The organism is Armatimonadota bacterium (assembly GCA_025059775.1).
In the GTDB taxonomy this organism is placed as follows: Bacteria; Sysuimicrobiota; Sysuimicrobiia; order Sysuimicrobiales; family Sysuimicrobiaceae; genus Sysuimicrobium.
In genome coordinates, this window is sequence record JANXCW010000009.1 from 87,847 (window position 1) to 112,594 (window position 24,748).

General features: G+C 68.8%; 21 protein-coding genes and 2 pseudogenes. 2 read left to right on the forward strand and 21 right to left on the reverse strand.

Going from position 1 to position 24,748, the window contains the following annotated elements:
• Positions 1-36: 36 nt before the first annotated feature.
• The 5 genes and pseudogenes from N0A24_08235 to N0A24_08255 form a co-directional block, all read right to left on the reverse strand.
• A pseudogene (locus N0A24_08235) lies at positions 37-141 on the reverse strand (HAD hydrolase family protein).
• A complete protein-coding gene (locus N0A24_08240) occupies positions 129-464 on the reverse strand; it encodes an HAD family hydrolase (GenBank protein ID MCS7173362.1) in 336 nt (111 codons plus the stop codon). The pseudogene N0A24_08235 and the gene N0A24_08240 overlap by 13 nt, the downstream one beginning before the upstream one ends.
• A 96-nt stretch (positions 465-560) precedes the next feature.
• The gene (locus tag N0A24_08245; GenBank protein ID MCS7173363.1) at positions 561-962 is read right to left on the reverse strand and encodes a hypothetical protein; all 402 of its coding nucleotides are present in this window, start codon (positions 960-962) and stop codon (positions 561-563) included.
• Positions 948-1,652: pseudogene (locus tag N0A24_08250) on the reverse strand (HAD-IC family P-type ATPase). The gene N0A24_08245 and the pseudogene N0A24_08250 overlap by 15 nt, the downstream one beginning before the upstream one ends.
• A 3-nt stretch (positions 1,653-1,655) precedes the next feature.
• Positions 1,656-2,006, reverse strand: coding sequence for a cation-transporting P-type ATPase (locus tag N0A24_08255; GenBank protein MCS7173364.1), 351 nt, complete (start codon positions 2,004-2,006; stop codon positions 1,656-1,658).
• Between the two features lie 76 nt (positions 2,007-2,082).
• On the opposite strand from N0A24_08255, the gene N0A24_08260 reads away from it, so the two are divergent.
• Positions 2,083-3,255 carry an aminotransferase class I/II-fold pyridoxal phosphate-dependent enzyme gene (locus N0A24_08260; protein ID MCS7173365.1) on the forward strand — a complete coding sequence of 391 codons (1,173 nt, stop codon included), beginning with the start codon at positions 2,083-2,085 and terminating at the stop codon, positions 3,253-3,255.
• Here N0A24_08260 and N0A24_08265 read toward each other — a convergent pair.
• The 16 genes from N0A24_08265 to argC form a co-directional block, all read right to left on the reverse strand.
• Positions 3,221-5,728, reverse strand: a complete 2,508-nt coding sequence (locus N0A24_08265) for an AAA family ATPase (GenBank protein MCS7173366.1) — start codon at positions 5,726-5,728, stop codon at positions 3,221-3,223. The genes N0A24_08260 and N0A24_08265 overlap by 35 nt on opposite strands.
• A gap of 23 nt (positions 5,729-5,751) precedes the next feature.
• Positions 5,752-8,661: an excinuclease ABC subunit UvrA gene (uvrA, locus tag N0A24_08270; protein ID MCS7173367.1), complete on the reverse strand. Its 2,910-nt coding sequence runs from the start codon at positions 8,659-8,661 to the stop codon at positions 5,752-5,754.
• A 42-nt stretch (positions 8,662-8,703) separates the two neighbouring features.
• On the reverse strand, positions 8,704-10,815 hold the full coding sequence (uvrB, locus tag N0A24_08275; GenBank protein MCS7173368.1) for an excinuclease ABC subunit UvrB: 2,112 nt from the start codon (positions 10,813-10,815) through the stop codon (positions 8,704-8,706).
• A gap of 109 nt (positions 10,816-10,924) precedes the next feature.
• Positions 10,925-11,815 (reverse strand): GTPase Era, encoded by an 891-nt coding sequence (era, locus tag N0A24_08280; protein MCS7173369.1) that lies wholly within the window; start codon positions 11,813-11,815, stop codon positions 10,925-10,927.
• Positions 11,812-12,213 (reverse strand): cytidine deaminase, encoded by a 402-nt coding sequence (locus N0A24_08285; protein MCS7173370.1) that lies wholly within the window; start codon positions 12,211-12,213, stop codon positions 11,812-11,814. Before N0A24_08285 ends, era begins: the two co-directional genes overlap by 4 nt.
• Before the next feature lie 10 nt (positions 12,214-12,223).
• A complete protein-coding gene (locus N0A24_08290; protein ID MCS7173371.1) occupies positions 12,224-13,477 on the reverse strand; it encodes a hemolysin family protein in 1,254 nt (417 codons plus the stop codon).
• A 1-nt stretch (position 13,478) separates the two neighbouring features.
• A complete protein-coding gene (locus tag N0A24_08295; protein ID MCS7173372.1) occupies positions 13,479-14,009 on the reverse strand; it encodes a diacylglycerol kinase in 531 nt (176 codons plus the stop codon).
• On the reverse strand, positions 13,990-14,466 hold the full coding sequence (gene ybeY / locus N0A24_08300; GenBank protein ID MCS7173373.1) for an rRNA maturation RNase YbeY: 477 nt from the start codon (positions 14,464-14,466) through the stop codon (positions 13,990-13,992). The genes N0A24_08295 and ybeY overlap by 20 nt, the downstream gene beginning before the upstream one ends.
• Positions 14,405-16,504 (reverse strand): HDIG domain-containing protein, encoded by a 2,100-nt coding sequence (locus N0A24_08305; protein ID MCS7173374.1) that lies wholly within the window; start codon positions 16,502-16,504, stop codon positions 14,405-14,407. The genes ybeY and N0A24_08305 overlap by 62 nt, the downstream gene beginning before the upstream one ends.
• Before the next feature lie 36 nt (positions 16,505-16,540).
• A complete protein-coding gene (gene argR / locus N0A24_08310) occupies positions 16,541-17,011 on the reverse strand; it encodes an arginine repressor (protein MCS7173375.1) in 471 nt (156 codons plus the stop codon).
• Entirely contained in the window at positions 17,008-18,456 is a 1,449-nt protein-coding gene (gene argH / locus N0A24_08315) for an argininosuccinate lyase (GenBank protein ID MCS7173376.1), read from the reverse strand. The genes argR and argH overlap by 4 nt, the downstream gene beginning before the upstream one ends.
• 20 nt (positions 18,457-18,476) lie before the next feature.
• A complete protein-coding gene (locus N0A24_08320; protein MCS7173377.1) occupies positions 18,477-19,721 on the reverse strand; it encodes an argininosuccinate synthase in 1,245 nt (414 codons plus the stop codon).
• 4 nt (positions 19,722-19,725) lie between these two features.
• Positions 19,726-20,925: an acetylornithine transaminase gene (locus N0A24_08325; protein MCS7173378.1), complete on the reverse strand. Its 1,200-nt coding sequence runs from the start codon at positions 20,923-20,925 to the stop codon at positions 19,726-19,728.
• Positions 20,926-21,801: an acetylglutamate kinase gene (gene argB / locus N0A24_08330; protein ID MCS7173379.1), complete on the reverse strand. Its 876-nt coding sequence runs from the start codon at positions 21,799-21,801 to the stop codon at positions 20,926-20,928. It lies immediately after the preceding gene.
• A gap of 10 nt (positions 21,802-21,811) precedes the next feature.
• Positions 21,812-23,020, reverse strand: coding sequence for a bifunctional glutamate N-acetyltransferase/amino-acid acetyltransferase ArgJ (gene argJ, locus N0A24_08335; protein MCS7173380.1), 1,209 nt, complete (start codon positions 23,018-23,020; stop codon positions 21,812-21,814).
• Between the two features lie 5 nt (positions 23,021-23,025).
• A complete protein-coding gene (argC, locus tag N0A24_08340; GenBank protein ID MCS7173381.1) occupies positions 23,026-24,057 on the reverse strand; it encodes an N-acetyl-gamma-glutamyl-phosphate reductase in 1,032 nt (343 codons plus the stop codon).
• Positions 24,058-24,184: 127 nt separating this feature from the next.
• Here argC and N0A24_08345 point away from each other — a divergent pair.
• On the forward strand, positions 24,185-24,748 hold a 564-nt coding region (locus tag N0A24_08345; protein ID MCS7173382.1), incomplete at its 3' end, for an ABC transporter substrate-binding protein.

Consider the following 24,748-nt stretch of genomic DNA (forward strand, 5'->3'; position numbering starts at 1 on the left):
CTCCACCGCGGCCACGAAGGTAGCGAAGTGGTCATCGAGCAGCACCACTTCTGAAGCCTCCTTCGCCACCTCCGTTCCGCTCCCCATGGCTACGCCCACGTCCGCGCGGCGCAGGGCGGGTCCATCGTTCACTCCATCCCCGTGACCGCTACCACCTCCCCCTGCGCCTGCAGGGCCTCCACCAGGCACAGCTTCTGTTCCGGCACCACCCGGGCGTACACGGAGACCTCCTTGACCCGCCGCATGAGGGCCTCCCGCGGCGCCCCCTCCAGCTCGGGCCCGGTGACCACGGGAGCGTGGGGGTCTTGTACGATGCCCGCGGCACGGGCGATGGCCCGGGCAGTGGTGGGATGGTCGCCGGTCACCATGACCACCCGGATCCCAGCCCGGCGACAGGTGGCGACGGCCTGCGGGACTTCGGGACGGAGGGGATCCAGAAGCCCCACCAGCCCCGTGAGGATCATTTCTTCCACGGCCGCCCCCTCGCCGTCCGGGCAAGCGATTGTGGGGCGGAAGGCCAGGGCCAGCACCCGCATCCCTTCCCGGGCCATGGCCTCCAGCTAGGCGTTCACCGCCGCCCGCTCCCCTTCCCCCAGTCCCTCCGGACCACCGGGCGTCCACCATCGGGTATACGTGGGAACCACCGCCTCGGGTGCTCCCTTCACGAACACCACGTACGGCGCGTTCCCCAGCTCCGGAACCAACGGCGGATCCCCCACCCATGCATGGTGACCATAGCGCTTCCGACGGGCGCCAAAAGGCCACTCCCCCACCCGAGGAAGCCCCTTTCGCCAGCCCGAGGCATCCCCGCCCCCTGCCTGGACGGCCTCCAGAAGGGCCACGTCTACCGGGTCTCCTACCGTTCGGTGGTCCGCGTCCTGCTGCGCGTCGTTGCACAGCGCCGCTACGAGAAAGGCGGGAGGGATGCCGGCGGCGTCCCCCGGGGTCCACCACCGGGCCACGGAAAGCCGGTTTCGGGTAAGGGTTCCGGTCTTGTCCGTGCACACCACGGTGACGCTCCCGAGGGTCTCCACCGCGGCGAGCTTCCGGATGAGGGCGCGGCGGCGCAGCATCCGCTGGGCTCCCAGGCTCAGGGCGATGGTGAGCACCGCGGGCAGCCCCTCCGGAACCGCGGCCACCGCCAGGCTCACCCCTACGAGGAGCACCCGATCCCACCTCTCGCCTCGGAGGAGGCCCAGGGCCGTGACCACCACCACGATGCCCAGGGCAGCCCATCCCAGCTGCCGGGCGAGCCGCTCCAGCCGGTGTTACAGGGGCGTGGGCTCGGACCGCACCGCGGCCACCAGGGATGCCACCCGGCCCAACTCCGTCCGCAGCCCTGTGGCCACCACAACCCCCACGCCACGGCCCGCGGTCACCGTGGTCCCCGCATAGACCATGGTGCGCCGCTCCGCGAGCGGCGCCCGGGGATCCACGTGGGCCGAGGCATCCTTATCCACGGGCAGGGACTCCCCCGTGAGGGGGGATTCGTCCGTGCGCAGGCCTGCGGTCTCCACCAGCCGGACGTCCGCGGGGACCCGGTCCCCTGCTTCCAGGATCACCACGTCCCCGGGAACCAGCTGGGTGCTGGGGACCTCTCGGACCTGGCCCTCCCGACGGACCCGGGCGTGAGGGACCAGAAGCCGACGCAAGGCCTACATGGCCTGCTCCGCACGGATCTCCTGGCTCGCTCCCAGCAGGGCGTTCAGCACCAGGATCGTGGCCACCGCCGCGGCCTCCAGGAGCTCTCCCAGCAGCGTGGAGAGAACCACGGCCACGGCCAGCACGAGCACGAGGGCGCTTCGGAACTGCTCCAGGAAGATCCGGAGAGGGCTACGCGTCGTGGGTTCCGGTAGGACGTTGGGACCCCACGCCCGCAGGCGCCCCTGTGCATCCTGCTCCAGGAGGCCTGTACGCAGATCCGTCCCGAGCCGGTGGATCACTTCCTCCGGAGGGAGGCTGTGCCAGTGGGGTTCCAAAGCGTCTGTAGCTATTCCCAGCCCCATGGTACAACGCGCAGCCCCTAGGCAGGCCGGTACGGAAATCCCTAGACTGGTAAAAAACCCCACGGGGCAGGGTACGATGGGAAGCTGGACTTCCGCACGGGTACGGAGCATGCCCGAGAGCGTCTTCCTCTCTATGGACCGGGAGAAGCACCGGGTCCGGGAGGAGGGGCGGAAGGTGGTAGATCTCTCGCTCGGCAGCAGTGACCTCTCCCCCCCCGAGGAGGTACTCCAGGTCCTCCAGGAGGCGGTCAAAGACCGCACCACCCACCGGTACTGCCTTCGCTCTGACACCCGGCCGTTTCTGGAAGCCGCCACCCGGTGGTACGCGGGGCGGTGGGGAGTGGAGCTGGATCCGACCCGGGAGGCCCTGGCCCTGGTAGGGTCTCAGGAGGGGTTGGCGCATCTCCTCTGGGCGGTGGCGGACCCCGGAGACCTGGTGCTGCTGCCCGCGGTGGGATACCCCTCGTACTGGGGGGCCGTGGCCATCGCGGGGCTTGAGGCCTGGCCCATCCCGCTCCGACCCGACTTCCTACCGGATCTCGCGTCGGTGCCGGAGGAGGTGGCCCGGCGGGCACGCCTGATGATCCTCAACTATCCCAACAATCCCACGGCCGCGATGGCGCCGGAAGCCTTCTTCGAGGAAGCTCTACGCTTCGCGCGGCGGTGGGATCTGCTGCTGGTGCACGACAACCCGTACGTGGACATCGTGTTCGAAGGTCGAGCACCGTCCCCGCTCGCGCTTCCTGGGGCCCGGGAGCGGGTGGTGGAGCTCTTTAGCCTATCGAAGTCCTACCACATGGGCGGATTCCGGCTGGGGTTCGCCCTGGGCAACGCGGAGGCCATCGCGGCCCTGGAGGCCGCCAAAGCCCCCGTGGACTTCAACCAGTACCTCGGAATCCTGCGCATGGGGATCGCGGCCCTCTCCCTCTCGGAGAAGCGGGTGCGCCGGGACGTGGAGATCTTCCGGGTCCGCAGGGACGCCCTCGTAGCCGCCCTCCGGGATGCGGGATGGTCCATCTCCCCTCCGAAGGCTACCCTCTACCTGTGGCTCCGCCTCCCGGAGGGGATCGATGACGTGGCCTTCTCCGTGGAGCTGCTGCGGGAGACCGGGATCGCGGTCTCCCCCGGTCAGGGCTTCGGGCCGGGCGGAAGGGGCTACGTCCGGGTAGCCCTGGTGCAGCCGCCGGAGGTGCTGGCAGAGGCTGCCCGTCAGCTCAGCGCCTTCGCCTTCGCCCGCGCCGCGGTGTAGAGGATCCCTCCCCTTCCTCGTTCCGCGGGGGCTCGGCAGGAGCCCGCTCCTCCGCCCTGGACGGAGGTGGAGAGGGCGCCTCCCGCACCCGCTCCGCGAACTCCCGCAGTCGCCCGTACACCCGCGCGTTCACCGTTCCCTCAGGGAACCGGCCATCCGGACCCCGCTCGCCCGCGGGGACACCCGTGAGGATCTCGATCCCTTCGTCCACGGTCTCAATGGCCCAGATGTGGAACTTCCCCTCCCGCACCGCCTCCACCACGTCCTCCCGCAGCATGAGGTTCTTCACGTTGCTCGCGGGGATGATGACTCCCTGCTGCCCCGTGAGCCCCTTCACCCTGCAGACGTCGAAGAACCCCTCGATCTTCTGGTTTACCCCACCTACCGCCTGGATCTGGCCATGCTGGTTCACGGACCCCGTTACCGCGATCCCCTGACGGATGGGGATTCCGCTGAGCGCGGACAGGAGCGCGAACAGCTCCGCGGCGGAGGCGCTGTCGCCCTCCACCATCTCGTAGCTCTGCTCGAAGACCAGGCGCGCGCTCAGGGTGAGGGGGGTGTCCTGCGCGTATCGCTGGGAGACGTACCCGCTGAGGATGAGGACCCCCTTGCTGTGGATGGGCCCGCCCAACCGCACCTGCCGCTCGATGTCGATGATGCCCTCCCGACCCGGCGCCACGCTGGCAGTGATCCGGCTAGGTCGCCCGAAGGCGTAGTCCCCCAGCTGGATCACCGATAGCCCGTTCACCTGGCCCACGGCCTCTCCGTCCGTATCCACAAGGAGGATGCCCCGGACGATGAGCTCCCGGATCCGCTCCTCGATGAGGTTGGATCGGTAGACCCGGCTATCGAGGGCCCTACGGATATGCTCCGCGGTAACGTGCTCCGTACCGTCCCGCTCCGCCCAGAAGTTCGCCTCCCAGATGACGTCGCTGAGGGCGCCGAACCGGGCCGACAGCTTCTCCTGATCGTCCGCAAGCCGGAGACTGTACTCCAACAGCTTCGCCGCGGCTTCTGCGTCCAGGGGACGCAGCTTCTCCTCCTGGCACAGCTTGCAGATGAAAGAGAGCACGCTGCGGACGTGCTCCTCATCGTAGGGCATCTGGGTGTCGAAGTCCGCTCGGATCTTGAAGAGCTCCGAGAACTCCTCGTCCAGGGCGTACAGGAGGTAGTACCAGAGGGGATGGCCTACCAGGACCACCTTCACCCGGAGGGGCACGGGCTGAGGCCGCAGGGTCTTGGTGGTCACCAGCCCCAGCCGCTCCACCAGATCCTCGATCTCCACCTGCTCGCTGCGCAACGCCCGTTTGAGGCCATCCCAGCTGGCCGCGTTCCGGAGGAGATCCTCCACAGGGATCACGAGATACCCTCCGTTGGCCCGATGGAGGGCACCCGGCTTGATCATGGTGAAGTCCGTGTAGAGGGCTCCGAACTGGGTTTCCTTCTCCACCTTCCCGAAGAGGTTGGTGTAGCTGGGGTTGAGCTCCACCACCACGGGAGCGCCCTGTTGATGGCCGTTGTCCACCAGGAGGTTCACCTCGTACCGTCGCAGGAACAGCTCCCGGCTCCAGGGCACGGGAAGCGGAATGGGAGGGAGCATGCCCCCAGCCGTAGGAGTAGGGGTCTCCGGCGCCCCCTTGAAGAATTCCAGGTTCTCCACGATATCCTGCTGTACCGCCTGCAGGTGGACCGTGATCTCAGGACAGCTGGCGTACTTCTCCATGAGGTCCTCGATGAGCCCCCCCACCACGTGGAGGGCTATCTGCCGGTCCAGGGCCCGCAGCCGCTCCTCCGTCGCCCGCTCAAGGGCCCGCACCTGCTTGAGGGCCGTCTTCAGCTCCTCCTGCAGGGCCTCCCGGCGCCGCTGCAACTCCTCCCGCGCGGGGGCGGGCAGGGCCTGCAGCTCCGCATCCGAGATGGGCCGTCCCCCCAGCACGGGGATCACCATGATGCCGATGGGCGTGGGCTGGAGGGCGAATCCCACCTGGGCGGCCCGCTGCTGGAGCTGTTCGAAGATCTCGGAGCGCTGCCGCTCCAGCCCCTTCAGGATTTCGTCCCGGCGGGCGCCATACTCCTCGCTCTCGAAGGCCTTGGGGATCTCCCGGCGCACCCGGGCGATGAAGGCCCGCATGTCCTGCTGGAACTCCCGCCCCCGGCCCGGGGGCAGCTGGACCACCTTGGGCTGGTAGGGGTCCGCGAAGTTGTTCACGTAGCACCAGTCCGGCGGAGTGGGCTGCTGCCGGGCCGTCTCCTCCAGAAAGGCCCGGACCGCGGTCATCTTCCCCAGTCCCGGCAGCCCCGCCACGTAGATGTTGAATCCCCGGTCTCGGATCTGGAGGCCGAACCGCAGGGACTCCACGGCCCGGGGCTGCCCCACGATGCCCTCCAGGGGCGGGACCTGGTCCGTGCCCGTGATTCCCAGGGTGGTGGGATCGATGGTGCGACGTAGGTGCGCGGGCTCCAGCCGCTGCATAGTCCCCTCCCGTTGTTACGATGTTACGGTCTCCAGCGGGCCCCCGCCATCGCCTCCGGCATCGCCCCCCGGGCCTGGAGGCTCCGCCGGGCTGCTTCAACCTTCTCCGGGTCCAGCACCTTCCGGAGGAACTGACCCGTGTAGGAGTGGTCCTGGGCCGCCACCTCCTCCGGTGTCCCCTCCGCGATCACCCATCCCCCCTGGTCCCCCCCCTCCGGCCCCAGATCGATGATCCAGTCCGCGGTCTTGATCACGTCCAGGTTGTGCTCGATGACGATCACGGTGTTGCCCGCGTCCACCAGCCGGTGCAGCACCTGCAGCAGCCGCTCTACGTCCGCGAAGTGCAACCCCACCGTGGGTTCGTCCAGGACGTACAGGGTACGGCCCGTGTCCCGGCGCGACAGCTCCGCCGCCAGCTTCACCCGCTGGGCCTCCCCGCCCGAGAGGGTGGTGGCAGGCTGTCCGAGTTTGATGTATCCCAGTCCCACGTCATGCAGGGTCTGCAGCTTGTGCCGGAGTCGGGGAATGGAGCCAAAGAACTCCAGGGCCTCGTCCACGGTCATCTCCAGCACGTCCGCGATGGACTTCCCCTTGTACAGGACCTGCAGGGTCTCCCGATTGTATCGCTTGCCCTTGCACACCTCGCACGGCACGTACACGTCCGGGAGGAAGTGCATCTCGATGCGCACGATCCCATCCCCCTCACAGGCCTCGCACCGACCACCCCGTACGTTGAAGGAGAATCGGCCTGGCTTATAGCCCCGCATCCGGGCCTCCGGCAGCTGCGCAAAAAGCTCCCGGATGAGGTCGAAGGTCTTGGTGTAGGTGGCGGGGTTGCTGCGGGGGGTCCGGCCGATGGGCGACTGGTCGATGTTGATCACTTTGTCCACGAGGTGCGCTCCCTCGATGGCATCGTGGTCGCCCGGCCGAACCCGGGCCCCCATGACCCGCTGGGCCAGGGCCCGGTACAGGATCTCATCCACCAGGGTGGATTTCCCGCTCCCGGAGACCCCGGTGACGCAGAGGAACACCCCCAGGGGGAACGCCACGTCGATGTTCTTCAGGTTGTGCTCCCGGGCTCCCCGCACCACGATGCGCCCTCCTTTAGGCGTGCGGCGGCGCTCCGGCACGGGGATGCGGCGCCTTCCGGAGAGGTATTGTCCCGTGAGGGAACGGGGTTCCCGGATCACGTCCTCCAGGGTTCCACTCACCACGATCTTCCCGCCCTGGGCCCCCGCGCCAGGGCCGATATCCACGATCCAGTCTGCGGCCCGGATGGTGTCCTCGTCGTGCTCCACCACGATCACGGTATTGCCCAGATCTCGCAGCCGCTTGAGGGTCTCGATGAGTCGGTGGTTGTCCCGCTGGTGCAGCCCCACGCTGGGCTCGTCCAGCACATACAGAACCCCCATCAGCCCCGAGCCGATCTGGGTGGCGAGCCGGATCCGCTGGGCCTCCCCACCCGAGAGGGTGTTGGCGGGTCGATCCAGGGTAAGGTAGTCCAGCCCTACGTTCACCAGGAACCCCAACCGGGCCCGCACCTCCTTGAGGACCTGGGCCGCGATGAGGGCCTCCCGATCGGTCAGAGCAAGGTGGTCGAAGAACTCCAGGCACTGCCGTACGGTCATGGCGGTGACTTCCGCGATGTTCTTACCGCCCACCCGCACCGCAAGGCTCTCCCGCCGCAGGCGGGTGCCCTTGCACTCCGGGCAGGGCGTGGTGCTCATGTACCGTTCGATCTCCTCCTTCACGTACTCGGAGTCCGTCTCCCGGTAACGACGCTCCAGGTGGTGCACCACGCCCTCGAAGGTGGTCTCATACACCCGCAGGATGCCGTATCGGTTGCGGTAGCGTACGCGGAGGGGCTCGTCCCACCCATAGAGCAGGGCCCGCAGGAAGGGTTTGGGGAGCTTGCGGAGGGGGGTTTTCGGGTCCACCCCGTGGGCCTGGGCCAGGGCCCGCAGCAGCTCCGTGTAGTACTCGGTCGCGGAGTCTGCCCAGGGCACCACCGCACCCTCCAGCAGGGGTTTGTCTGGGTCCAGCACGAGGTCCGGGTCGATCTCCTGCCGGAACCCGAGCCCCGAGCAGGCGGGACAGGCTCCATAGGGGCTGTTGAAGGAGAAGATCCGGGGTTCAACCTCCGGGAGGGTGGTGCCGTGCTCCGGGCAGGCAAACGCGGTGGAGAACACCTGGACTTCCTCGGATCCGTCCGGGTGCTCCCGCCACACGTGCACGAGCCCCTGGCCGAGTTTGAGCGCCGTCTCCAGGGAGTCGTGCAGGCGGGAGCGGATGTCTGGACGGACCACCAGTCGGTCCACCACCACCTCGATGTCGTGCTTGCGGTTCCGGTCCAGGGAGATCTCCTCCCCCAGTTCGTACAGCACCCCGTCCACCCGCACCCGCACGAATCCCTGCCGCCGCAGGTCCTCAAACAGCTGCCGGTACTCACCCTTGCGGCCCCGCACGACGGGGCCCATCACGTAGATCCGGGTGCCCTCCGGGAGGGCGAGGATGCGGTCCGCGATCTGCTCCGGGGTCTGGCGGGCGATGGGACGGTCGCACGCCGGACAGTGGGGCTGCCCGATGCGGGCGAACAGCAACCGCAGGTAATCGTAGATCTCCGTGACCGTCCCCATGGTGGACCGAGGATTGCGGGGGGCACCCTTCTGATCGATGGAGACCGCGGGGGACAATCCCTCGATGGCATCCACATCTGGCTTCTCCATGAGGCCCAGGAACTGCCGGGCATAGGCGGATAGGGACTCCACGTACCGACGCTGCCCCTCCGCATAGATGGTGTCGAAGGCCAGGGTGGACTTCCCGGAGCCCGAGATCCCCGTGAACACCACCAGCCTCTCCCGGGGGATCTCCACGGTGAGGTTCTTCAGATTGTGCTCCCGCGCGCCCCGTACGATGATCCGGTCCAGCGGCATGACGACCCCTGCGGATTCCGTGCTTCCGTTCGATGCACACGATCACCGCCGCCTGGAGCTCCGCCCGCGTCGGTTGCCCTTCCGCGGGCCTGGGGCGGCAGGTTCTCCCAGCCCCCGCTGCAGCTCCCGGATCTGGTCCCGGAGCCTGGCGGCCCGCTCGAACTCCAGGTTCGCCGCGGCCCGCCGCATCTCCGCCTCCAGCCGCCGGAGGGTCGCTTCCACCTCCTCCGGGCCCAACAGCAGCATTCGAGCCACCTCCCACGGCAGCACCCGACCCTGCTCCCGGACCAACGCCACCAGCTCCTCCGCGGTGGCAGGCCCTCCCCCCGACGGCGCGTACGTCTCCGGCGCCTCGGCGACCTCGGGCAGGTCGATGAGGTCCCGGATGGGCTTGTGCACCGACTGCGGGGTGATCCCGTGCTCCTCGTTGTACCGGAGCTGGATCTGGCGGCGACGGTTGGTCTCCTCGATGGCCCGACGCATGGCCTCCGTGACCTCGTCCGCGTAGAGGATCACCCGGCCCGAGACGTGCCGGGCCGCCCGTCCCATGGTCTGGATGAGGGCGGTCTCGCTGCGCAGGTACCCCTCCCGGTCCGCATCCAGAATGGCCACGAGCGACACCTCCGGCAGATCTAAGCCCTCCCGCAGGAGGTTAATGCCCACCAGCACGTCGTAGGTGCCCAGGCGCAGGTCCTTCAGGATGCGGGCCCGCTCCAGGGTGTCGATCTCCGCGTGCAGGTAGTGCACCTTGACCCCCATCTCCTGGAGGTAGCCGGTGAGGTCCTCCGCCATGCGCTTGGTCAGGGTGGTCACCAGGGTGCGCTCGCCCCGCGCCACCTGGGTCCGGATCTCCGCAAGGAGATCATCCACCTGCCCCCGGGCGGGTCGCACCTCCACGTAGGGATCCACGAGTCCGGTGGGCCGCACGATTTGCTCCACCACGCGGCCGCTCACCTCCAGCTCGAACGGGCCCGGCGTGGCGGAGACGAACACGCACTGGTGGATCAGCTGCTCGAACTCCTCCCATCGGAGAGGTCGGTTGTCGTAGGCGGAGGGAAGCCGCCACCCAAAGTCCACCAGGTTCTTCTTGCGGGCCCGATCGCCCTCGTGCATCCCCTTGATCTGAGGAACGGTCACGTGGGATTCGTCGATGAACATCAGGTAGTCGCGGGGGAAGTAGTCCAATAGACACCCGGGTCGCTCGCCCGGAGCCCGGCCGTCCAGGTGACGGGAGTAGTTCTCGATCCCGGGACAGTACCCCGTCTCCCGCAGCAGTTCCATATCGTACCGGGTGCGGAACTCCAGGCGCTGGGCCTCCAAGAGCCTACCCTGCGAACGGAACCAGGCCACGCGCTCTCCCAATTCCTCCTCGATGCTGCGCAGGGCCTGGGCGAGGCGATCCTCCGTGGTGACCCAGTGCTTGGCGGGCCAGATGGCCACCGTCTCCTTTTCCTCCAGCACCTCTCCCGTGAGGGGATCCACCTCCAGGAGGCGGTCCACCTCATCTCCGAAGAGCTCGATGCGCACCGCGCGATCCTCATAACTGGGGAACACCTCGACCACGTCCCCCCGCACCCGGAACCGCCCCCGGGAAAAGTCCACGTCGTTGCGCTCGTACTGGATGTCCACCAGCCGCCGGAGGATCTCCTCTCGGGCGCGGCGCTCCCCGCGGCGCACCACTAGCACCACTTCCCGGTAGTCCTCGGGCCGGCCCAGACCATAGATGCACGAGACAGAGGCCACCACGATGACATCCCCACGCTCCATGAGGGCCTTGGTGGTAGCGTGCCGCAGGCGGTCGATCTCCTCGTTGATGCTGGCGTCCTTCGCGATGTACAGGTCCAGCTGCGGTACATATGCCTCAGGCTGGTAGTAGTCGTAGTAGCTCACGAAGTAGCGCACCGCGTTGTGCGGGAAGAACTCCCGGAACTCGCTGTAGAGCTGTGCGGCCAGGGTCTTGTTGTGGGCGATCACCAGGGTGGGTCGCTGCATCCGCTCGATGACCCGGGCCATGGTGTACGTCTTTCCGCTACCCGTCACGCCGAGCAAGGTGGTGTATTTGTGCCCCTCCTGGAGGCTCCGGACCAGCTCCTCGATGGCCTTGGGCTGGTCCCCTCTTGGCGGCAGGTCCGTGACCATGCGGAACTCGGGCATGGGTTCGCTCCTCACGCAGCACTTCATTATTATACGGCCGGCCCCTCTGCCTGCTCCATGGGGAGGCCGGATGCCATCCGCCTCCGCGATGCCTCCGGCAGCCGGGAGGTCAGGAGGGGTAGAGGGTCCGGATCATGCGTTCATTGTCCCGCCAATCCTCGCTCACCTTCACCCACAGGTCCAGGTACACCCGGGTGCCCAGGAGGGCCTCGATCTCCTTTCGGGCCGCGGTCCCGATCTCCCGGATGGTGCGGCCGCCCTTCCCGATCAGGATGGGCTTGTGCGAGGGCTTCTCCACATGCAGGGTGGCCCGGATGTATGTGAGGTGCTCTGTGGGCTTTTCCCGGAATTCCTCGATCTCTACCCCGATGGCGTGCGGTACCTCCTCCCGCACCCGCTCCATGGCCTTCTCCCGGATCAGCTCCGCCACCAGCCTCTGGAGGGGCTGATCCGTGAGATCGTCCTCCTCAAAGTACCGGGGACCGGGAGGGAGAAGGGCGACGAGGGTCTCCACCAGCTCCTCTAGACCCTGGCCTAGGAGGGCACTGGTGCGCACCACCTTCGCTCCGGGGAGCTCCGCCCGTACCCAGGCCTCCCGGGCCGCGATCTGTCTAGGGGAGGCCAGGTCGCACTTGTTGAGCGCCACCACCACCGGCCGCTGGCTCTGCAGGGCCAAGGCCAGTGCCAGCTCCGCCTCCGGCCCCACCGGCCGGGCCGCATCCAGGACGAGGAGGACCGCGTCCGCCTCCTGCAGGGCAGCACGGGCGGTGCGCATCATGTGCTCGCCCAGGCGGTGCCGAGGGGTGTGCACGCCCGGGGTGTCCACCAGCACCACCTGGGCGTCCGGACGGTTAACCACCCCCCGGATGGCGATCCGGGTGGTCTGGGGAACCGGGGTGACGATGGCCACCTTGGCACCCACCAGGGCGTTGGTGAGGGTGGACTTCCCCGCATTGGGCGGGCCGAGGAGGGCCACGAACCCGCTCCGGAAGGGGTTCATCTGGGCCGCAGGAAGGCCTGTGGCAGGAGCTCCTCCAGGCGGTAGATGCGGAGACGTCCCCGCCCCACGGTCACCACGAACCGCGTGCGGAACTCCAGAAGTACCTGGCGACACGCACCGCACGGCAGGAGCTCCATCGCTCCCGGTCCTGCCACCGCTACCGCCAGCACGCGCCGTCGCCCTTCGCTCACCGCCTTCTGCACCGCCACGCGCTCCGCGCACACCGAGAGTCCGTAGGATCCGTTCTCCACGTTGCACCCCGTGTACACGGAGCCGTCCACCGCAAGAACCGCGGCCCCCACCCGGAAGCGGGAGTAGGGTGCATACGCCCGCCGCCGGGCCGTCTGGGCCGCGTGGAGGAGCTGCCGGGCGGTGTGCTCCTGAAGCTGCCTGCGCATGAAGGGGCTCTCAGGTGCGGCTTGGCGCCGCCTGGGGCGTGATCTTCTGAATCCGGACCCGGGCGATGCGGTGCCCCGCCAGCTCCTCCACCCGGATCACGACCCCATTCACCGTGATCTCCTCGCCCTGGGCGGGCACGTGGCCCAGTCGGCTGTAGACCAGTCCGCCCACCGTGTCCACCTCGTCCGTAGGGAGCGTCAGCCCCAGGGCTTCGTTCACATCCTCCAGGAGCATGCGGGCGTCCACCAGCACAGTGGATTCATCCACCTGCACCAGGGGCGGGAGTTCCTCCACGTCGTACTCGTCCCGGATCTCGCCCACGATCTCCTCCAGGACGTCCTCGATGGTGACCAAACCCGCCGTACCCCCGTACTCGTCCACCACGATGGCCAGGTGGATGTGGTTCTGCCGCATCTCCCGGAAGAGCGCATCCACCTTCTTGGTCTCCGGCACGAAGTACGCGGGGCGCATGATCTCCTCCGCGGTAATCTCCGTCCTCCCCTCCCGGATGTACCGGAAGAGGTCCTTCACGTACACCACGCCCACCACCTGATCGATGGTCTCCCGGTACACCGGGTAGCGGGAATGCCCCTCCCGGAGGAGCAGGTCTACGATTTCCATCAGCTTGGCGCGCGCGGGAACCGCCCGGATGTCCACCCGGGGCACCATGATCTCCCGCACGATGGTCTCCCGGAACTCGAAGATGGAGGAGATCATCTCCCGCTCCCCCGCCTCCAGGGCCCCGTTCGCCTCTCCCGCCTCCACCAACATGCGCAGCTCCTCCTGGGTGATCCCCGTACGATCCAGGGGAAGCCGGGCGAGGAGTGAGCCCATCGGCGTCAAGAGCACCGTCCACAGGTAGGCCGGGACCGCGCACCAGAGGGCGCAGGCTTCCCGGTGCCGCGCACCGATGACCTTTGGGAGGACCTCCCCCGCGAGCAGGACCCCTGCGGTGATGGCCAGGAAAGCCACCACTTCCCCTCGTCCGAAACCGAGCCCCTCGATGGCCATGCGGGCAGTCACCACCGCGGCGGCCAACCTCGCCATGGTGCCCCCCACCACCAGGGAGCCCGCCAGCCGGGGGGGATGCTCCAGCAGGCGGAGGGCGATGGAGGCACGTAGAGAGCCCTTTCCCTCCGCCAGCTCCCGCAGCCGCCTGGAGCTGACACTCAGAAGGGCGACCTCAGCGAGGGAGAAGAAAGCGGAAAGGAGGATCAGGACGCCCAGCAGGACGTACAGAACCCAACTGCCTGAGTCGTCCAATTCAGAACCGTTCCTCCCTCCTTAAACCCACCCGCTCCCGTTTTCTACCCCGTGGGAGCGAGCCGTCCGCATCATACCATGGGGAACCGGTCCGGCTCAACCGGAGGAGAGCCCACCCCGCACCGAGGGCTAGAGCCCCGAGCACCGCGGGAGCCACCCACCCGCTGCTCAGCTTCACCCGAGCGAGCAGCACGGGTCCCAGGACCAAGCCGCCGGCGGCCACCGCGGTGAGGGCGGTCACCAGGACGGCAGCCGCCGCCACGTCCTTCACCACCCGTGCCGCTGCCCTCCGCTCCGGGATCAGGGCGTCCACCAAGGCCTCGAGGCTGGTGTTGAAGAGCTCCGCGGTTACCACCAGCCCCATGAGCACCACCAGCAGGGCCGCCTCCAGGGGACGGACGCCCAGCCACAGGCTCACCAAGCACACCCCCACGGCTACGGCCAGCTGGATGCGGAGGTTGCGCTGGGTCCGAACAGCGTATCGGACGCCGCAAAGCGCCGCGGCCACCGCTTCACGGAAGGGGCGAGGCACGGGGCTGCTCCCGGACCCGTAGCGCCCGGAGGATGGCCTCCTGCCGTTCCCACATCCGGGCACGGGCCGATGGGGTCTGGTCCTCGTAGCCCAGGAGGTGCAGGGTTCCATGCACGGTGAGCAACACGAGCTCCTCCTCGAGGGACCAGCCCGCTTCCCGGGCCTGCGCGGCCGCCCGGTCCACGGAGATCACCACGTCTCCCAGCACCCTGCGGCTCCCGTGTGGCCCAGGCTGCGGGAAGGCCAACACGTCCGTGGGTTCGTCCCGGCTGAGATAGGTACGGTTCAGGGCACGGATGGCCGGGTCGTCCACCAGGAGGACGCTCACCTCCACGGGCTCCTTCACCCCTTCCTTGCGCAGGGTGGCCCGTACGGCCTCGCGGAGCGAACGCACATCAACGGGATGCGTGCTCTGCGCGTTGCGCACCGCTACGACGTTGCGCCCGGCGCGCCTCAAGGCTCACCTCCGGGTACTCTATGCGGGGGTGAAACATACCCACCAGCAGGCGCGTGAAGGTCTGCGCGATCCGTTCCAGGTCACGGAGGGTGAGGTCGCACTCGTCCAGCTGACCATCTTCCAGTCGCTCCCGGATCAGCTGGTGCACGAGGCTTCCGATCCGCTCCGGGGTGGGATTCGGGAGGGTGCGGACCGCGGCTTCCACCGCATCCGCCAGCATGACGATGGCGGTCTCCCGGGACTGGGGTTTGGGCCCATCGTAGCGATAGGTCTGCTCGTCCACGGAACTTTCCCCGCGCTCCACCGCCCGGTGGTAGAAGTAGCGGATGAGGCTGGTGCCGTGGTGCTCCGGGATGAAGGCTACCACGGGCTTGGGAAGTCGGTACTGCCGGGCCAGCTCCAACCCGTCCCGCACGTGGGCTGCGACGGCGAGGGCGCTGAGACTCGGGGAGAGGCGGTCGTGTGGATTGGTGCGACCCAGCTGGTTCTCCGCGAAGAAGGCCGGCCGGCGCAGCTTTCCGATGTCATGGTAATAGGTGCCCACCCGTACCAGCAGGGCATCCGCGCCCACCGCCTCCGCCGCCGCCTCCGCCAGGTTGGCCACCAGCACCGTGTGATGATAAGTGCCGGGCGCTTCTAGCTGCAGGCGGCGCAGCAGAGGGTGGCTGGGATCGCTGAGCTCCAGGAGCTTGATGGGGGTCACAAGCCCGAACAGCTCCTCCAGGTACGGCAGGGCACCTACCGCGAGGATGCCGGAAAGCAGCCCGTTGAGGGCCCCCCAGCCGACATCGCCCAAGAGCTCCACGGGAGGCGTGGCCGCCAGCAGGTCCACCGCGATCACCGCGAGCACATTGGCACCCGCCACCGCGAGCCCCGCGTATGCCAGGTCCGCCCGCCGCTGGACCCTCCGGATCACGTACACGCCCGTGAGACCGCCCACATAGGCCACCACGCTCGTGCGGAGGTCGTTCCCGCTCATCACCCCCACCAGGAGCGCGAGGGCCCCTCCCGCGAAGGAAGCCACCCGGGGGTTCAGGAGGATGGCGAGCAGCATGGTCACGGAGGCCACGGGGACGAGGAAGCTGCTCAGGCGGGTGGCGATGACCCGGCTGCCCACCGCGGCCACTAGGCCCAGCAGGCAGAGCAGCAGGAGTCGTCCCTCGTCGGCCCAGATCTCCGGCTGGAAGCGCCGGAGGTAGGCGGCCCCGAGTACAGAGAGCAGGATCAGAACGAGCAAGGTTCCCACGACCCCTTCCCACCGGATGGGTGGGGGAACCAGTCCCAGCGCCGCCAGCTTCCGCATCTGCTCCGCGGTCACCACGTCTCCCCGCCGCACGATCACCTCGCCCCGGAGGATCCGCTCCCGCACGGGATCCACGCTGGCCCGGGCCGCCTCCTGCTGCCGGCGGGTCTGGAGGTGATCCACGAGGAGGTTGGGACGCAGCGCCCGCTCCAGGGCCCAAGCCACCAGGGCCCTGGACGGCGCGGAAAAGGGCAGGGCCTCCACCAGGGCCCGCCCGCGGGTCCGGACGGTGGGGAGGTCCTCCGGCCGTACTCCTTCCCGCATGAGACGTCTCAGGAGCACGAGGGTACTGTCACGCACCCGTTCCAGGTCCCCGCGGCGGAGGGTCTCCGCGGCCAGCAGCGCCTGATCCCGGAGCCCCAGGCGTACCAGCTGTTCCCGGTGCTCCAGGTCCGTTCGCGGCCGGCGGGACCGGATGCCCCAGATGGCCTCAAAGGCCGTATGGACGGACCGCTCCGCTTCCCGGCTGAGCGTGGGATCCAGGCGGTAGACGGGGCGCACGGCCCCCGCGGCCTCCTCCCGCAGCCGCTCCGTCCGCTCCCAATCCACGTACTCCACGCTGCGGGGAGCCGCCACCTCGTAGGGGCTCACCATGCCCTCCCGGAGGGTGACGCGCGGGGGCAAGTACGGAACGGACCCCACCGCGCAGAGGACCAGCAGGAATCCTCCGAAAAGCAGGACCCGCCGCCAGGAGACCCGCACGGGGCGGGGGAGGTTCGTCCGAATCCGCTCCATGCCCTGTGGATTGTACCAGACCGGCTCCCCTGCGGATCACGTCCGGCCGAGCAGGTCCCGCAGCATCTGGATGACCCTGGGTCGATCCGAGGCCCGCCGCACCACCACCAGGATGGTGTCGTCCCCAGCCACGGTTCCCGAGATCTCCGGGATGCGGGCCTCGTCCAGGGCGATGGCCACCGCATTCGCCCGGCCGCTCAGGGTCTTCACGAGCACGATGGCATCCCCCTGGTCTACCTCCGTGACGAAGGCCCGGAAGGCGCTGCGCAGGTTCTCCTGGGCCGCGGGAGGCGGGAGAGCGTGCAGGACGTCCGGAGGCGCGTAGTGATACGTCCCACCCGGACCCGCCACCTTCACCAGACCCAGCCGTTTGATGTCCCGGGACACCGTGGCCTGCGTGACCCGGAGACCCCGCTGACGCAGCGCCCGCACCAGCTCCCTCTGGGTCGTCACAGGGCGCGACCGCACGATCTCCAGAATGGCCTGTTCCCGCTGATGCCGGGTCAAAGCCGCTCCCCGAGCAACCTCCCTTCCCGGTATGCCGTGTAGATGGGCGGAGGCTTGCACGCCCGCCGCCACCGTCGCACTTCTTCCACCGCCTCCTGAGCCCGCTCCAGCTGCTCCGCCACCCGCGGGGGCGCAGGGCCACCGGCCACCGCCCGGGCGTGCACCGATCCTTCCGGAGAGAGGATCCCGTACACGTCCTCCTCCACCTCCGGGCAGCACGCCTGCAGCACCTCCAGGGGCAGCTCCCAGAGCTCACATCCTCTCGCCTCCGCTTCCCGCACCGCGCGGCCCGCCTGCTCGTGGGCCGTCCGGAAGGGGACACCTCGGCGGACCAGGTAATCCGCCAGGTCCGTGGCGGTCAGGAATCCCCTCCGGAGGGCGCTTCGCATACGGTCCGGGCGGTAGCGCAGCCCACGGGCGAGGGCCGTGGCGGCCTGCAGGGAACCACGGACGGTATCCAGGGCGTCGAAGAGGGGCTCCTTGTCCTCCTGGAGGTCGCTGTTGTAGGTGAGGGGAAGCCCCTTGAGGGCGGCCAGCACCGTGGTGAGAGCCCCGATGGTCCGCCCGGCCTTACCCCGGATGAGCTCCGCGGCCTCCGGGTTCTTCTTCTGGGGCATGAGACTGCTGCCCCCCGCTACGGAATCGTCCAGGGAAGCAAACCCGAACTCCTGAGTGGTCCACAGCACCACCTCCTCCGCCCACCGGGAGAGGTGACTCTGCAGCACCGCGCACGCGAACAGGGTCTCCAGCACGTAGTCCCGATCCCCCACCGCATGCATGCTGTTGAGGTAGATCTCCTCGAACCCCAACAGCTCCGCGGTGCGCTCCGGGCGAATCGGATAGGGAGACGTGGCGAGGGCCCCGGCCCCGAGGGGACAGATCCCGCTCACCCGGTGCACCCGACGGAACCGGTCCGCATCCTGGAGCAGCGGCCACACGTGGGCCAGGAGGTGATGGGCGAGGGAGGTGGGCTGGGCCCGCTGCAGGTGCGTGTAGCCGGGCAGAACCGTCTCCCGATGCTCCCGGGCCTGCTCCAGCCAGACCGCTACCAGCTCCAGCAGGGCCTCCACCACCTGCTCCGCGGCCTCCCGTACGTACAGGCGGAGGGCGGTGGCCACCTGGTCGTTACGGCTGCGGGCCGTGTGGAGCCGGCGGGCGGGCTCCCCGATCCGCTCCGTGAGCACCCGCTCGATCCACGTGTGCACATCCTCGTCCTCCCCCTCTACCCGGAGGGCGCCGGCCTCCACGTCCCGCAGCATCCCCGCCAATCCCTGAAGGATCACTTCCCCGCTTTCCCGATCGAGAACGCCTACCTCCAGCAGCATGCGGGCGTGTGCAAGACTTCCCACGAGGTCCCAACGCACCAGCCGCCGGTCAAAGGGAAAGGATCGGGTAAAGACACGGATGCGGGGATCCGAAGGAGCCCCGAACCGTCCACCCCACATCCCTGCTCTCCCCGCTCCGTTCAGGGTTTCGGCCCGTGGGGGACCTCCTCCGCGGCCCCCTGGGCCTCCGGATGCACCGCTGCGTACACCTGAGTCGGAAGCCCCCAGAGCCGGATGAACCCCGTGGCGTCCCGGTGGTCGTAGGCAGCCCCCTCCCCGAAGGTGGCGAGGTCCTGGCGGTATAGGGAGTACGGGGAGGATCGGGAGACGGCCCAGCAATGACCCTTGTACAGCTCCACGGTCACGGTCCCCGTCACATACCGGTGTGTGCTTTCTAGGAAGGCGTCCAGGGCTTCCCGCAGCGGCGAATACCACAGCCCGGTGTACACCAGATCCGCATAGCGGGCCGCCACCAGTTCCTTGAACCGGACCGTGTCCCGATCCAGGGTGATGGCCTCCAGGTCCCGCAGGGCCGCGGTGAGCACGGTCCCTGCAGGCGCCTCGTAGACCCCCCGGCTCTTCATGCCCACCAGCCGGTTCTCCACCATGTCCACCCGCCCCACCCCGTGCGCGCCTGCCACCTGGTTCAGGCGGCGCACGAGCTGGGCAGGGCTCATGCGAACTCCATCCACAGCCACGGGGATCCCGCGCTCAAAGGCGATCTCCAGGCGCCGCGGGTTGTCCGGGGCCCTCCGGGGATCCACGGTGAGCTGGAACATGTCCTCGGGAGGCGGGACGGCGGGATCCTCCAGGATTCCCCCTTCGTACGAGGTGTGCCAGAGGTTCTGGTCGATGCTGTAGGGCTTCTCCGCGGTCACGGGGACGGGGATCCCGTGCTCCTCCGCGTAGCGGAGCTCGTCCTCCCGGCTCCGCAGCTCCCACTCCCGCCACGGTGCGATGACCCGGAGGTCCGGTGCCAGAGCCCGGTAGCTCAACTCGAACCGCACCTGGTCGTTGCCCTTGCCCGTACAGCCGTGGGCGAGGGCGTCGCATCCCGTGGCCCGGGCCACCGCCACCTGCACCTTCGCGATGAGGGGGCGGGCCAGGGCAGTGCCCAGCAGGTACCGTCCCTCGTACACCGCGCCCGCCCGCAGGGCCCGGAAGCAGTAGTCCCGGACGAACTCCTCCTGCACATCCACCACGTGGCAACTGGCGGCGCCGCTCTGCAACGCCTTCCGGCGGAGGACATCGAAGTCGTCGAGCTGTCCCACGTCCGCTACCACCGCGACGACCTCACACCCGTACCGCTCCCGCAGCCAGGGAATGGCCACGGAGGTATCAAGTCCTCCGGAGTACGCCAGCGCCACCTTCCGAACCCTCTCCACCCGCTCACCTCGCGGAGATCTTCTCCATCGCCCGCCCCAGCCGCACCACCGCCTCGTCCACCTCCGCCTCGGAGACCACGAGGGGTGGACAGAGTCGCAGGGTGGTGGGCCGCACCGCGTTCACGAGCAAGCCCTCCCCGAGCGCCGCCTCCACCACGGAGGCCGCCTCCACCCGCAGGTCGGCGGCCACCAGGAGCCCCACCCCCCGTACGGACTCGATGAGGGCGTTCCGCTCCGCCAGCCCCCGGAGTCCCCGCAGGAGCCGATCTCCCGCCCGCCGGGCGTTCTCCACAAGTCCGTCCCGCTCCACCACCTCTAGCACCACATGGACCGCGGCACAGGCCAGGGGGTTGCCGCCGAAGGTGCTCCCGTGATCCCCCGGGCCCAGGTGCTGGGCCACCTCCTCCCGGGCCAGCACCGCGCCCACGGGAACCCCGCCCCCGAGTCCCTTGCCCAAGGTCACCACGTCCGGCTGAACCCCCTCCCGCTGGAAGGCAAAGAGCGCACCCGTGCGGCCGATCCCCGTCTGCACCTCGTCCAGCACCAGCAGCACCCCCTTCTCCCGGCAGAGGGCCTCCAGGTCCCGCAGGTACCCCGGAGAAGGGACCACCACGCCGCCCTCTCCCTGCACGGGCTCCACCAGCACCGCACAGGTGCGATCCGTGATGGCGTCCGCCACGGCCCCGAGGCTGTCGTAGGGCACGAACCGGAATCCCGGGGGGAGAGGCTCAAAGCCCTGCCAGTACCGGGGGTTTCCCGTGGCCGCCAAAGCCCCCAGGGTGCGGCCGTGGAAGCTGCCCTCCATGGTCACGATCTCGTAGGCGTCCGGACCCCGCACCCCCCGGCCCCACCGCCGGGCCAGTTTGATGGCGGCCTCCACGGCCTCCGCCCCGCTGTTGCAGAAGAAGACCCGAGGGAGCCCACTCAGCTCCGCCAGCCGCTTGGCGGCCCGGGCCTGCTCGGGGATGTGGTAGAGGTTCGAGACGTGCAGGTAGCGGGAAACTTGGTCACACAGGGCCCGCACCAGATCCGGGTGCGCATGCCCGAGGCTGGTGGCGGCAATCCCCGCCACGAAGTCCAGGTACTCCCGACCCCCGAGATCCCACAGCCGCACGCCCTCCCCGCGTACGAAGGCCACGGGCGACCGCCGGTACGTGCGGAAGAGGTACCGGTCCGACCACTCCAGCACCGTTTCCAGGTCCATCTAGCCCTCCGCAGGGCGGATCATGGTGCCGACTCCGGTCTCCGTGAAGAGTTCAATCAGCAGGCCGTGAGGTAGATCTGTGCCGATGATGTGGGCACTCCGCACGCCGCCCGCAAGAGCCTGCAGGCAGGCCTCCACTTTGGGGATCATTCCCCTGGAGATCACACCGGAGGCGATGAGCTGCCTCGCCTCCTCCGGGCTGAGCTCGCTCAGGAGCTCCCGACGGCCATCCGCTTCCCGGTACACCCCCGGCACGTCCGTGAGGAGGATGAGCTTCTGGGCCCGCAGGCCCACCGCCAGGGCCGCGGCCGCGGTATCCGCGTTGAGGTTGTAGCTCTGGCCGTCCGGGCCAAATCCCAGAGAGGCGATGACGGGGAGAAATCCCGCGTCCAGCAGAACCTGTACGATCTCCGGATCTACCCGCTCCACCTCACCCACGTACCCCAGATCCACCTCTCCACCGTGCTTGCGGACCTGCAAAAGCCGTGCGTCCTTTCCCGAAAGTCCCACGGCCCGGCCGCCCGCCCGGTGGATGAGGGTCACCAGGTGCTTGTTCACACGACCCGCGAGCACCATCTCCACCACTTCTATGGTCTCCGCGTCCGTGACCCGCAGACCGTTGATGAACCGCGTGGTCTTACCCAGACGCTCCAGGGTGCGGGTGATCTCCGGGCCACCGCCGTGCACCAGCACGGGCCGCACCCCTGCCCGCTGCAGGAGCACGAGATCCTCCGGGAGGGTGCCCAGCTCCTGAGCGTCCAGGACGCTCCCTCCGAACTTCACGACCACCGTGCGGTCCTTCCACGCCGCCACGTAGCGCAGGGCGTGGGCCAGGGAGGTACCGATGCCCGGGCTCTCTAGCGGCAGGACGTTCACCGCCTTCCTCCTACGTGATGTAGGCGCCGTTCAGGCACACGTATTCCTCGCTGAGGTCGCACGTCCACACCCACCACCGCCCGCTCCCCACCCCCAGGTCCACCCGCAGGGTCACCTCCGGGGCCCGCAGGGCCTGCGCGCCATCGGGAAGGGCCTCGGGAATCCCCACGCCGCCTTGGACCACCAGGACCGGCCCGAACCAGATGCGTGTCCTGGACTCCTCCAGAGCCACCCCGGCTCTTCCCACCGCCGCGAGGATTCTGCCCCAGTTTGGCTCCCCGCCGTGCAGCATGGTCTTCACCAGGAGCGAGGTGGCCACGGTATAGGCAGCCTTCCGGGCCTCTGCCTCGTCCAGGGCGCCTGTGACCTCCACCCGCACGAGCCGCGTGGCACCCTCCCCATCCCGCACCACCATCTTCGCCAAGTCCTCCGCCACCGCGGTGAGGGCCGCGCAGAACCGTCGGTAGGCCTCCCCCTCTTCCGCGGAGATCCCTGCTCGGCCGTTCGCCAGAACGATGAGGCTGTCGTTGGTGCTGGTGTCTCCGTCCACGGTGATGCGGTTGAAGGAAGCATCCGCGGCAATTCGGAGCGCCTCCCGGAGCCGTCCGGGGGAGATGCGGGCATCCGTGGTGAGAAAGCCCAGGGTAGTGGCGAGCTGGGGATGGATCATCCCGGCACCCTTCGCCATCCCGCCCACCGTCACCACGCCCTCCGGCAAGCGCACCTGCGCCGCGGCCCGTTTGGGGAAGGCATCCGTGGTGAGGATGGCCTCCGCCGCGGCCTCGCCCCGACGTTCCAGGGCTCGTACCGCCTGCGGGATCCCCCGACGGATGGCCTCCATGGGGAGGGGAACGCCGATCACCCCCGTGCTGCACACCAGCACGCGGGAACGCGGGATCCCGAGCTCCCGTGCGGCGAGTTCCGCCATCTCGTAGGCGTCCCGAAGCCCCCGCGGCCCCGTGCAGGCGTTGGCGTTGCCGCTGTTGGCCACGATGGCCTGCGCGACTCCCCCGGACAGGGCCTCCTGGCAGTACCGCACGGGTGCCGCCTTCACTCGGTTGGCGGTGAAGAGCCCCGCCGCGGAGGCAGGGACTTCCGAGTAGAGGAGGGCCAGGTCCAGCCGCTGGGGCTTGATCCCGCAATGTACTCCCGCCGCCAGGAAGCCCTGCGGGCTCGTGACGTCTCCTGGAATGCGGACCACGTGCTCCGAGAGCTCCATGGCACCTAGGGGTAGAGGGGAGGGGTGAGGAGCCCTTCCGTCTCCGGAAGCCCGAACATGAGGTTCATGCACTGGATGGCCTGCCCCGCAGCCCCCTTCCCCAGGTTGTCCAGGGCCGCGATGGCAATGGCCACCTCCCGCTCCGTATCCACCCGAACCGTCAGATCGCAGAAGTTGGAGCCATACGTGGCCTTCGTCTGCGGGAGGTCCCCCGTGAGCACCCGCATGAAGGGCTCTCCCGCGTACGCCTCCCGGTACAGGTCCAGGGCAGCCTGGCCTGCCAGGGGACGGCCGAGCCGTACGTAGCAGGTAGCGAGGATCCCTCGGGTCATGGGAACCAGGTGTGGGACGAAGCACACGGCAGCGGGACATCCTGCCTCCGCCAGGGTCTGTTCCATCTCGGGGATATGGCGGTGGTGGGCCGCGTTGTAGGGCCGTACGTTCTCGTTGATCTCGCTGAAGTGGGTGCCCAGGGACACGCTCCGGCCAGCCCCAGATACCCCGGACTTCGCGTCCACCACCACGGGTCCGCTCCCGTATCCTGCCCGCAGGAGGGGCAGCAGACCGAGCAGCGCAGCCGTGGGGTAACAGCCCGGAACCGCCACGAGGTTTGCCTCCCGGATGCGGCTACGGTGGAGCTCCGGAAGCCCGTAGACCGCCTCCTTCAACAGGTGCACAGCCGTGTGCTCCCGCCCGTACCACCGGGCGTACTGAGCGGGATCCCGCAAGCGGAAGTCCGGCCCCAGATCCACCACTCGGGCGCCCGCGGCCAGGATCTCAGGAGCGGCCTCCAGGGCGAGTCCGTGGGGAAGCGCCAGGAATACCACATCGCTCTCCTGCCCCAGCTTCCGCCAGTTCGGTTCCCCCAGGGGCCTACGCACGAGCCCTTCCAGATGGGGGAAGACCTCCGGGAGGGACTTGCCCTGGTGCTGTCCCGCGGCGAGATGCATCAGCTCCACCCGGGGGTGGCGCACCAGCCACCGCACCAGCTCCCCCCCCGTATACCCGCTCGCGCCCACCACGCTCGCCCGGATCATGGCATAACCATACAGGAAATTGCATGATGTTGCAATCCGACCCAGGGGGCGGGACGGTTGACGTGCTCTCCGGGTTCCATCTATAGAATGGTGAGTGTGGGCGCAATCGTTCGGTAAGGGGGGAACCATGCGGAGACAAAAGGGCGTGCTGGCGGTGTTGGCCGCGGTGGCCGTGGCCCTGGGATCGGTTGCCGGGGGATTCGGTGCGCCGGCAGAGCAGCCCCGCCGGGGCGGAATCCTCCGGGTGGCAGATGAGGCCCCCGGAGGCCCCTTCGGCGTCCCCTGGAAAATGCCCGTCTTCGGCATCATCCCCGCGGTCCCCGTCTACGAAACCCTCCTCTGGGTGGACGCCCGCGGCCGCATCAGCCCCAAACTCGCTACCCACTGGGAGGTCACCCCGGACCGCAAGGGACTCGTGCTGCGGCTCCGCCAAGGCGTGCGCTTCCACGACGGCTCCGAACTCGACGCCGACGCCGTAAAGTTCAGCCTCGAGGAAAACCTCAAAGCCCGTCGCCTCCCCCCCACCATCCAGTCCGTGGACGTCCTCAACCGACATACGGTCCGGGTCAACTTCTCCCAGTGGAACAACGGCATCTACCTCTCCCTCGCAGGCTCCGCCTCCCTCATCGCCTCCCCCACCCACATCCGCCGGCTGGGAGAGGAACGGGCCCAGTGGGAACCCTCCGGAACC